The following is a 10232-nucleotide window of genomic DNA, read 5'->3' as shown; positions in this document are numbered from 1 at the left end:
GGACCTGAGCTCGGCCGACACGTTCGGCGTGGGCATCCGCGCGAAGTTCTGAGCCGTCGGCAGCAAATAAAAACGGCGCCTGGACTTTCCCCAGGCGCCGTTTTTCATTGGGCCGCCGCGCTGCGGCGGCCCGAACGCGACGATCAACCGATCAGCGCGCGGCCGACACGTCCGCCACCGCCAGCGCCGTCATGTTGACGATCCGGCGCGACGTGGCCGACGGGTTCAGGATGTGCACCGGCTTGGCCGCGCCCAGCAGGATCGGGCCCACCGTCACGCCCTGCCCGCCCGTGATCTTGAGCAGGTTGAACGCGATGTTGGCCGCATCCAGCGACGGCATCACCAGCAGGTTCGCGCTGCCCGAGAACGCGCTCTTGGGCAGGAAGTGGTGGCGGATGTCTTCCGACAGCGCCGCATCGCCCTGGATCTCGCCTTCCACCTGCAGGTCTGGCGCCTCGGTCTTCAGCAGGTCGTACGCGGCGCGCATCTTGCGGGCCGACGCGTTCTTCGACGAGCCGAACATCGAGTGCGACAGCATCGCCACCTTCGGCTCCTGGCCGAAGCGGCGCACCTCCTCGGCTGCAAGCTTGGTGATGTCGGCCAGCTCTTCAGCGCTCGGGTTCTCGTTGACGAACGTGTCGGCGATGAACAGCGTGTGCTTCTCCAGCATCAGGCCGTTCATGGCCGCAAACACCTTGGCGTTCGGCGCCAGGCCGATCACATCGCGCACGTGCTCCAGGTGCGCGTCGAAGCGGCCGATCGTGCCGCACAGCATGGCGTCGGCGTCGCCCAGGCGCACCAGCATCGCGCCGATCAGCGTGTTCGAGCGGCGCAGCGCCGACTTCGCCATGTCGGGCGTCACGCCGTTGCGGCCCATCAGTTCGTGGTAGGCCGTGTGGTACTGGTGATAGCGCGGATCGTCTTCCGGGTTCACCAGCTCGAAATGCACGCCGGCCTTCAGGCGCAGGCCGGCCTTCTGGATGCGCATCTCGATCACGTGCGGACGACCAATCAGGATCGGCTTGGCCAAGCCTTCGTCGACCACCGTCTGCACGGCGCGCAGCACGCGCTCTTCTTCACCCTCGGCGTACACGACGCGCTTCGGGTTGGCTTTCGCGGCCGAGAAGACCGGGCGCATCGTCAGGCCGGTGTGATACACGAAGTCGCTCAGCTGCGCGCGATAGGCATCCAGATCCTGGATCGGGCGCGTGGCCACACCGGACTCTTCGGCCGCCTTGGCCACCGCCGGGGCGATCTTCTCGATCAGGCGCGAATCGAACGGCTTCGGAATGATGTAATCCGGGCCGAAGTTCAGTTCCTGGCCGGCGTAGGCCTGCGCCACGGCATCGTTCGTCTCGGCTTCGGCCAGTTCAGCGATGGCCTTCACGCAAGCGAGCTTCATCGCTTCCGTGATCTTGGTGGCGCCGCAATCGAGCGCGCCGCGGAAGATGTACGGGAAGCACAGCACATTGTTGACCTGGTTCGGATAATCCGAACGGCCCGTTGCAATGATGCAGTCAGGGCGGGCGGCCTTGGCCACCTCGGGACGGATTTCCGGCTCGGGGTTGGCCAGTGCCAGGATGATGGGCTTGTCGGCCATCGTCTTGACCATCTCGGCGGTCAGCACGCCGGCGGCCGAGCAGCCGAGGAACACGTCCGCATCGCGCACGATGTCGGCCAGCGTGCGGGCCGAGGTGTCCTGTGCATAGCGCGCCTTGTTCGGCTCCATCTTGGCGTCGCGGCCGGCATAGATCACGCCCTTGGAGTCGACCACGTAGATGTTCTCCCGCTTGACGCCCAGGCTCACCATCAGGTCCAGACACGCGATGGCCGCCGCGCCCGCGCCCGACACCGCCACCTTCACCTTGGCGATGTCCTTGCCGACGACCTTCAGGCCGTTGAGCAGCGCCGACGAAGAAATGATCGCCGTGCCGTGCTGGTCATCGTGGAAGACGGGGATGTTTAGACGCTCGCGCAGCTTCTGCTCGATGTAGAAGCACTCCGGCGCCTTGATGTCTTCGAGGTTGATGCCGCCCAGCGTCGGCTCCAGCGAGGCGATGATGTCGACCAGCTTGTCCGGATCGCGCTCGGCCAGCTCGATGTCGAACACGTCGATGCCGGCAAACTTCTTGAACAGGCAACCCTTGCCTTCCATGACCGGCTTGCCGGCCAGCGGGCCGATGTCGCCCAGGCCCAGCACGGCGGTGCCGTTGGTGATCACGCCGACGAGGTTGCCGCGCGAGGTGTATTCGGCCGCCAGCGACGGATCCTGCTCGATGGCCGTACATGCGTAGGCCACCCCCGGCGAGTACGCCAGCGACAGGTCGCGCTGGTTCATCAGGGCCTTGGTGGGGCGCACCTCGATCTTGCCGCGCGTGGGGGCGCGATGATATTCGAGTGCAGCGCGGCGCAATTCGGCCTCGGCGCCCTTGTCTTGGGAATCCGGCGAGGCATCGTGAAGCTTGTCGTTCATATGGATGAATCCTGATGGGGTGTTCTGCCGCGGAAACGCACGTGCGCTCAGGCAGGCTCACCCTGGTACGGAGGGGCAAAAAACAGGAGGAACCGGGAGAAACCGGAAGCGAGGCCGCAAGCGTTGCGGTGCGCCGTCAGGACGGTAGCGACGGGACGCAAGCGGCGCCGGCCAGGGGTGGCGGTCGGCGCGGGGTGGGATGGAGTGACAACGCTCAAGCAGGGTACGGCTGGCGGCCTACAAATTAGGTCACGCATTCTAACGTAGAGAGGCCGCCAAGCCCACCCGGGCGCATTACTTAGGCGCCGGTTTCACCGATGGATCAACGGGCAGCTCGACGAGGATGGGCTGCGCGTTCGGCGCCGGGAAGTTGGCGAATGCGCTGCGGATCAGATACGGCATCACGGCCGTCAGCGACCCATCGCCGCCTTGTGTCTGGGCCGTCACCTGGTAGACGCGCTTTCCGGTGGCCGCCTCGTCGATCTCGGCGTGGTACGTATAGACCGGTACCTGCACGTTTGATTCGACATATTGCGGACCCCACGGGCCCCAGGGCCCCCACGGACTGCGCCACGGACCCCACGGCCCAGGCCCCCAGTACGGGTCCGGATAGACCGGCTGCCGCACCTGCACGAGCCGCGTGGCCGTCGAGTATTCCACGCGGACGAGGTAGCGCGCGTTCCCGCGCGGCGCGCTGGTGAAGCCGTGTGCGGCCAGCTGGTCTGAAGTCCAGGCCTCGTAGGTCTGCCGTTCGAGATCGTTCTGCTGCGCCAGGCTGCGCTCGAAGGCGTAGGTGCGGGGCGGGGTATCGTTCCAGCCCGGCTGCCGGAATGCCGTCACCTGGCTGGTGACCGTGCTCGCGCAGCCCGCCAGCAGGCTGGCCGCGAGCAGCGCACCGCCCATCGGCCAGACGCCCGATGTCTTGTTCCACTTCCACATAGAAAAATCCCCCTACTCTCGATCAGACAGATGGCTGCACAGGCGCAAAAGCGTTGCGGACGGCCTGTGACTGAGAGTCAGGCCCGGCATGGAAGATTCCCGCCGGGGGCCTGAGTACAATGGTCTTTTGCGTTCCGCTACGAGGATGTTACCGATGTTGCGCACCGACACCGCCGCCACGATTTACCGCAAGGACTACACCGCCCCGGCCTTCCGCATCGACGACGTGGCCCTGGAAATCGACCTCGCGCCCGAGCGCACCCGCGTCGTCAACCGCATGCGCATGACCCGCACCGAGGCCGGCAGGCCGCTCGTGCTGATGGGCGAAGGGCTGGAGCTGGCGGGCGCAACGCTCGACGGCCGGGCGCTGTCCGGCCTGCAGGCCAGCGGCGACACGCTGACGGTGGACGCGGTCCCGGCAGACGTGGGCGCCAGCTTCACGCTCGAAATCGCCACCTATTGCAACCCGGCGGCCAACACGTCGCTGATGGGGCTGTACGTCTCGAACGGCAACTTCTTCACGCAGTGCGAAGCGGAAGGCTTTCGCAAGATCACCTACTTCCTTGACCGCCCGGATGTGATGACGGTCTACACCGTCACGCTGCGCGCCTCGAAGGCGGATTACCCGGTGCTGCTGTCCAACGGCAACCTGGTGTCCGAGCGCGACCTGCCGGAGGGCCGCCACGAGGCGGTGTGGCACGACCCGTTCAAGAAGCCGTCGTACCTGTTTGCGCTGGTGGCCGGCAAGCTGGAATGCATTGAAGAGCGCATCCAGTCCGCCTCGGGCAAGGAAAAGCTGCTGCAGGTCTGGGTCGAGCCGCAGGATCTGGGCAAGACGCGCCATGCAATGGATTCGCTCATCCACTCGATCCGCTGGGACGAGCGCCGCTTCGGCCTGGAGCTCGACCTGGACCGTTTCATGATCGTCGCCGTGGGCGATTTCAACATGGGCGCGATGGAGAACAAGGGCCTGAACATCTTCAACACGAAGTACGTGCTGGCCAATGCGGAAACCGCCACCGACGTGGATTTCGCCAACATCGAATCGGTGGTCGGCCATGAGTATTTCCACAACTGGACGGGCAACCGCGTCACCTGCCGAGACTGGTTCCAGCTGAGCCTGAAGGAAGGCCTGACGGTGTTCCGCGACCAGGAGTTCTCCGCCGACATGGCTGCGCAGGCCGCCGCCCAGGCGGGCAACGAAACGGCCGCTGCGAGCGCGCGCGCCGTCAAGCGCATCGAAGACGTGCGCCTGCTGCGCCAGGCGCAGTTCCCCGAAGATGCCGGCCCCATGGCCCACCCGGTGCGCCCCGACAGCTACGAAGAGATCAACAACTTCTACACCGTCACGGTGTATGAAAAAGGCGCCGAAGTCGTGCGCATGTACCAGACCCTGCTCGGCCGCGACGGCTTCCGCAAGGGCATGGACCTGTACTTCCAGCGCCACGACGGCCAGGCCGTCACCTGCGACGACTTCCGCGCCGCCATGGCCGACGCCAACGGCCGCGACCTCACGCAATTCGGCCGGTGGTACAGCCAGGCCGGCACGCCGGTCGTCACCGTGGAAGGCCGCCACGACGCCGCCACGCACACCTATACGCTCACGCTGCGCCAGCGCTGCGAGCCGGTCGGCATCGAGGTGGGCAGCGGCATCCAGAAGCAGCCGTTCCACATCCCGTTCGCCATCGGCCTGATCGACAGCCAGGGCCGCGACTTGCCGCTGCGCCTGCGCGGTGAAACGGCATCGGGCAGCCCCGCCACCACGCGCGTGCTCGACTTCACGGAGGCCGAGCAGACCTTCGTCTTCGAAGACGTGGCAGAGGCGCCGCTGCCCTCGCTGCTGCGCAATTTCTCGGCGCCGGTCATCGTCGAGTACGGCTACACGACCGAGCAGCTCACCTTCCAGCTTGCGCACGATTCCGACCCGTTCAACCGCTGGGAAGCCGGCCAGCGCCTGGCCACCGACACGCTGCTGCGCATGGTGACCGACATCCAGCAGGGCCGCGCGCCCGCTGTCGACCCCGCACTGGTGGAGGCGCTGCGCGCCGTGGTCGCCGATCGCGCCCTGGACCCGGCCTTCCGGGAGCAGATGCTGATCCTGCCGGCCGAGAGCTACCTGGCCGAGCGCATGGACGTGGCCGACCCGGCCGCGATCCACGCCGCGCGCCGCACGCTGCGCCGCACGCTGGCCGAGGCACTCAACGCCGAGCTGCTGCGCGCCTACCACGACAACCAGACCGAAGGCGCGTATTCGCCGGATGCCGTCTCCGCGGGCAAGCGCGCGCTCAAGAACATCGCTCTCGGCTACCTCGTGGAAACCGAGGCGCCCGAAGCGCTGGCCCTCGCCGAAAAGCAATACGCCGCCGCCACCAACATGACCGACCGCATGGGCGCCCTCTCTGCCATGGTGAACAGCTACGGCCCCGGCCGTGAAGCCGCCCTCGCCGACTTCTACACCCGCTTTGCCGACGACGCGCTCGTCATCGACAAATGGTTCTCGCTGCAGGCCATGCAGCCAGGTGCCGCGGGCAAGCCGACGCTGGCGACCGTGCGCGCACTGATGGCGCATCCGGCCTTTACGCTGCGCAACCCGAACCGGGCGCGTTCGCTCATCTTCAGCTTCTGCTCGGGCAACCCCGCGCAGTTCCACGCCGCCGATGGCTCCGGCTATGCGTTCTGGGCCGAGCAGGTGCTGGCGCTCGATGCGATCAATCCGCAGGTGTCGGCGCGCCTGGCGCGCGTGATGGACCGCTGGCGCAAATACGTGCCGGCGCTGCGCGACGCCATGCACGACGCGCTCAAGCGCGTGGCGGCACACCCGAGCCTCTCGCGCGATGTGCGGGAGATCGTCGGCAAGGCGCTGGCCTGAATGTCACCGCTTGTATCGTAAAATCGCGCCCGTCTCAGGAGAACCCATGAAGCGCATCAACCTCACCCGCTACCTGATCGAAGAGCAGCGCGAGCACAACACCATCCCGGCCGAGCTGCGCCTGCTGCTCGAAGTCGTGGCGCGCGCCTGCAAGGCGATCTCGCACAGCGTCAACAAGGGGGCCCTTGCCGGCGTGCTCGGCTCGGCCGGCACCGGCAACGTGCAAGGCGAAACCCAGCAGAAGCTGGACGTGATCGCCAACGAAGTCCTGCTCGAGGCCAACGAATACGGCGGCAACCTCGCCGCCATGGCTTCGGAAGAGATGGAATCGTTCTACGAGATTCCACACCGCTACCCGAAGGGCGAATACCTGCTGCTGTTCGATCCGCTCGACGGCTCGTCCAACATCGACGTGAACGTGTCGATCGGCACGATCTTCTCGGTGCTGCACATGCCCAAGCCCGGCGAGGCCGTCTCGGAGGCCGATTTCATGCAGCCGGGCGCCAAGCAGGTCGCCGCGGGCTATGCCGTGTACGGCCCGCAGACCACGCTGGTGCTGACCGTCGGCAACGGCGTGCACATGTTCACGCTCGACCGCGAAGTCGGCAGTTTCATCCTGACCAACCGCGATGTGAAGATTCCGGCCGATACGAAGGAATTCGCCATCAACATGTCGAACATGCGCCACTGGGCCCCGCCCGTGCGCCGCTACATCGACGAATGCCTGGCCGGCACCGAAGGCCCGCGCGGCAAGGATTTCAACATGCGCTGGATCGCCTCGATGGTGGCGGACGTGCACCGCATCCTCACGCGCGGCGGCATCTTCATGTATCCGTGGGACAAGCGCGAGCCTGGCAAGGCCGGCAAGCTGCGCCTGATGTATGAAGCCAACCCGATGGCCTTCCTGGTGGAACAGGCCGGCGGCGCCGCCACCAACGGCCTTGAGCGCATTCTCGACATCCAACCCGAGAAGCTGCACCAGCGCGTGGCCGTGATCCTGGGGTCGAAAAACGAAGTGGACCGCGTGACGCAGTACCACCGCGAGGCCGCCAAGACGGCATGACGACGCGGTTTTGCCCGAGGTTTCAGCGGTGCTTGCAGGGTGGCAAAAAGTTCTGCTAGAATCGCTGTTTCCGACGCCGCTGTAGCTCAGTCGGTAGAGCAGCGCATTCGTAATGCGAAGGTCACCAGTTCGATTCCGGTCAGCGGCACCAGGACATCACCCAAAACCCAAGCCTATGCTTGGGTTTTGTCTTTTTTGGCGCAAATCTGGCGTACGCGCAGATCGCTGCTGCCCATATCAGCCGCGAGACGCCTATCGCCCTCATACCCTTCGGCCCGCCATGATGTGGCCATCACCGGGTTAGTCGCGAACTCAGTGGGTTCAGAGAGCCCTTCCACCCGTGCAGACCCTTTGCGACCGCGCTGGCGTTGGCAGCCGCGAGTTCGTTGGCCATCTTGCCGGCGAACAGGTGCAGCGGAGCCGATTCGACGCTCGCAGGCTGGAATCACCGTGGCGGCGCCGTCCCATCCGTTGGGGTCAAAGCCGTGGGTCATTCGTCCCGCTGATCTCGACGAGCATGTGCAACTGGTGCTCACCGATCGCACGACGCTCACGGAAGGCAAGACCTTCGGCGTTTTCTCGCCGCATAGATGGCGACTGGCCGATCTGGGCGCCAGGCATGCCTTCCTGCGCGCTGGATTCGGCTGGGGGCACATGCCGGTGGCGATGGTTCAGGATGACCTCGATTCGGGAAAGCTCGTGCCGTTGCAGCTTGAAGCCTTCCAACCGTACACGCCTCCGATCGCCATGTTTGCTGTCTACCGAAAGGACACACCGCCTGGGCCGGCGGGCCGCTGGTTCCTCAAGCGCCTAAAAGCCGGGCGCGATAACGACCAACAGTGACGATCGCGCATGCGGGGCGCACCGACCGGTACTCCGGCAACCCGACCGCCGCATCCTCCGATGTCCGGCTCCTGCAGAGGCAACACTGTGCCGCCCCCAAGCACCTGCGGCTCGCCTGCGCCCTGCACAAACGAGTCGGTCGATAGATCGACGCCCGCTGCATGCGGAGGAGACCCGATGGAAGCCCAGGATCGCCCCCACGGATGGCATGTCCAGCAGGACACCCACCAACCCAACGACGATCACTACAACACTACGGTCGGGTTGTGAATTAAACCGCAACAGGTGGAAGGCCTAGACGGGCCCGGTCCCCCGATGTAAGACAACAACTTGTTGCATATCCGATAGTATAAGAACGGTCCTTCGCGCCTTCGGGGGACAGCTTCCCTCCTCCCTAGCAGACCCATGCCCCATCGCAGACGCATTCCATATTCGATCATCGGTATCGGCATCGTCATTGCCTGTGCGCTGATGGGTGTGTGTGTGTTGCAACTTATCCAGAGCCGTGCCGACGCGCTGGAGCGTGCCCGCGAAACCTCGCGCAACGTTGGTTTGCTGGCAGAGCGCGACATCGAACGCAACATCGAGCTATACGACCTGTCCCTGCAGGCGGCGATCCACAACCTGCAGTTGCCAAACATCATGTCGGTGCCACCCGCGCTGCGGCGGGCGATTCTGTTCGACCATGCGATGACGGCAGACTACCTCGGCGCGATGCTGATCTTCGATGAGCACGGCAACATCGTTCAGGACTCGGCCAACGACGTCCCGCGGCAGGGCAATTTCGCGGACCGCAGGTACTTCACGATCCACAGGGAAAACCCGGACGCCGGCCTGTACATCAGTGACCCTTATGTGTCGCGCCTGCGGGGCGGCGCGCTCAGCATTGCCCTGTCACGACGCATTTCCAAGCCGGACGGGTCGTTTGGCGGGATTGCCGTGGTCGCGCTCAATCTCGACTATTTCCACAAGCTCTTCGGCGGTCTCGATCTGGGGGAGCGCGGCGCCATTTCGCTCATCGGTTCCAATGGGGTGATGGTGATGCGCCAGCCGTACGACCCGAAGATCGTCGGCCGCAACATCAGCAAGGCCGCCACCTTCCAGAAGTTCCAAACGGCCCGGGAAGGGACGTTTTCCGAGACCGCCTCCATCGACGGGGTCCGACGGGTCTACTACTTCAAGCACTTCACGAAGCTGCCGTTCATCATCATGGTCGCGGAGGCCGAGGACGATATCTATGCCAGGTGGCGAAGCCGCGCCTTGATCATCGGCGGTCTGGTGTTCGCGTTCGGTATTTCCTTCATCGTGCTGACGCTGATGCTTGGCGCACAGCTGCGCCGGAGAATCCGCGCCGAGTACGAGCTTGAGCTGCTCGCCCGCACCGACGGGCTCACGGGCCTGAGCAATCGCCGCCGGTTCGCAGAGTTGCTGGAGAACGAGTGGCGACGCGCACGCCGGGCGCGGTCCACCCTTTCCCTGCTCTTCATCGATATCGACCGCTTCAAGCCTTACAACGACACCTACGGACACCAGGCCGGAGACGACGCGCTCGCCGCCGTCGCCCGATGCATTGCCGACAACATCCGCCGCCCCGGCGACACAGCGGCCCGTTACGGTGGAGAGGAGTTCATCGTGCTGCTTCCCGATACCCCGGAAGCCGGCGCGCGCCAGATCGCCGAGAAGATCCGAACCGCAATCATCGGACTGTTGATCGAACACGTCGGGAGCGACCTCGGGCACGTTACCGTCAGTATCGGCCTCGCTTCCTGGACGCCCGAGCAGGTGGGAGAGGCGCAGGACCTCATCAAGGAGGCCGACGAAGCGTTGTACTACGCCAAAGCCAGCGGACGAAACAAGACCGTCTCCTTCCACGACATCGCCGCCGCCTCGACGCCCTCGGAGCCCGTCGCGGCCACCTAGGCACAGGAGCCGCGCTGGCCGCGAACGGTTGCGTGACGCTGCAAGGATGTGCCTCCGGTACCGCAGGCATCCATCGTGCGCTGCGGACCAGAGGCCGTGATCACCGCTGCGATGTCTCGCCCGCC

General features: G+C 65.4%; 6 protein-coding genes and 1 tRNA gene. 5 read left to right on the top strand and 2 right to left on the bottom strand.

What is annotated here, in order from left to right:
* Positions 1-151: 151 nt before the first annotated feature.
* The gene (locus A6M56_RS22745; protein WP_045787255.1) at positions 152-2473 is read right to left on the bottom strand and encodes an NADP-dependent malic enzyme; all 2322 of its coding nucleotides are present in this window, start codon (positions 2471-2473) and stop codon (positions 152-154) included.
* A 294-nt stretch (positions 2474-2767) separates the two neighbouring features.
* Positions 2768-3412 carry a DUF4136 domain-containing protein gene (locus A6M56_RS22740; protein ID WP_102079946.1) on the bottom strand — a complete coding sequence of 215 codons (645 nt, stop codon included), beginning with the start codon at positions 3410-3412 and terminating at the stop codon, positions 2768-2770.
* Positions 3413-3566: 154 nt separating this feature from the next.
* On the opposite strand from A6M56_RS22740, the gene pepN reads away from it, so the two are divergent.
* The 5 genes from pepN (at position 3567) to A6M56_RS22715 (ending at position 10107) form a co-directional block, all read left to right on the top strand.
* A complete protein-coding gene (gene pepN, locus A6M56_RS22735) occupies positions 3567-6281 on the top strand; it encodes an aminopeptidase N (protein ID WP_102079947.1) in 2715 nt (904 codons plus the stop codon).
* Between the two features lie 46 nt (positions 6282-6327).
* Positions 6328-7344 (top strand): class 1 fructose-bisphosphatase, encoded by a 1017-nt coding sequence (locus tag A6M56_RS22730; RefSeq protein WP_045787258.1) that lies wholly within the window; start codon positions 6328-6330, stop codon positions 7342-7344.
* Positions 7345-7419: 75 nt separating this feature from the next.
* Positions 7420-7495: transfer RNA gene (locus tag A6M56_RS22725), tRNA-Thr, on the top strand.
* A 299-nt stretch (positions 7496-7794) separates the two neighbouring features.
* Positions 7795-8187 (top strand): LysR substrate-binding domain-containing protein, encoded by a 393-nt coding sequence (locus tag A6M56_RS22720; RefSeq protein ID WP_180964239.1) that lies wholly within the window; start codon positions 7795-7797, stop codon positions 8185-8187.
* A gap of 405 nt (positions 8188-8592) precedes the next feature.
* Positions 8593-10107, top strand: a complete 1515-nt coding sequence (locus A6M56_RS22715) for a sensor domain-containing diguanylate cyclase (protein ID WP_102079949.1) — start codon at positions 8593-8595, stop codon at positions 10105-10107.
* Positions 10108-10232 lie beyond the last annotated feature (125 nt).

It is taken from the genome of Ralstonia sp. RL (assembly GCF_001683835.1).
In the GTDB taxonomy this organism is placed as follows: Bacteria; Pseudomonadota; Gammaproteobacteria; order Burkholderiales; family Burkholderiaceae; genus Ralstonia; species Ralstonia mannitolilytica.
The sequence above is the reverse complement of the archived record's forward strand: the minus strand, read 5'-3'. Positions and strand labels throughout refer to the sequence as shown.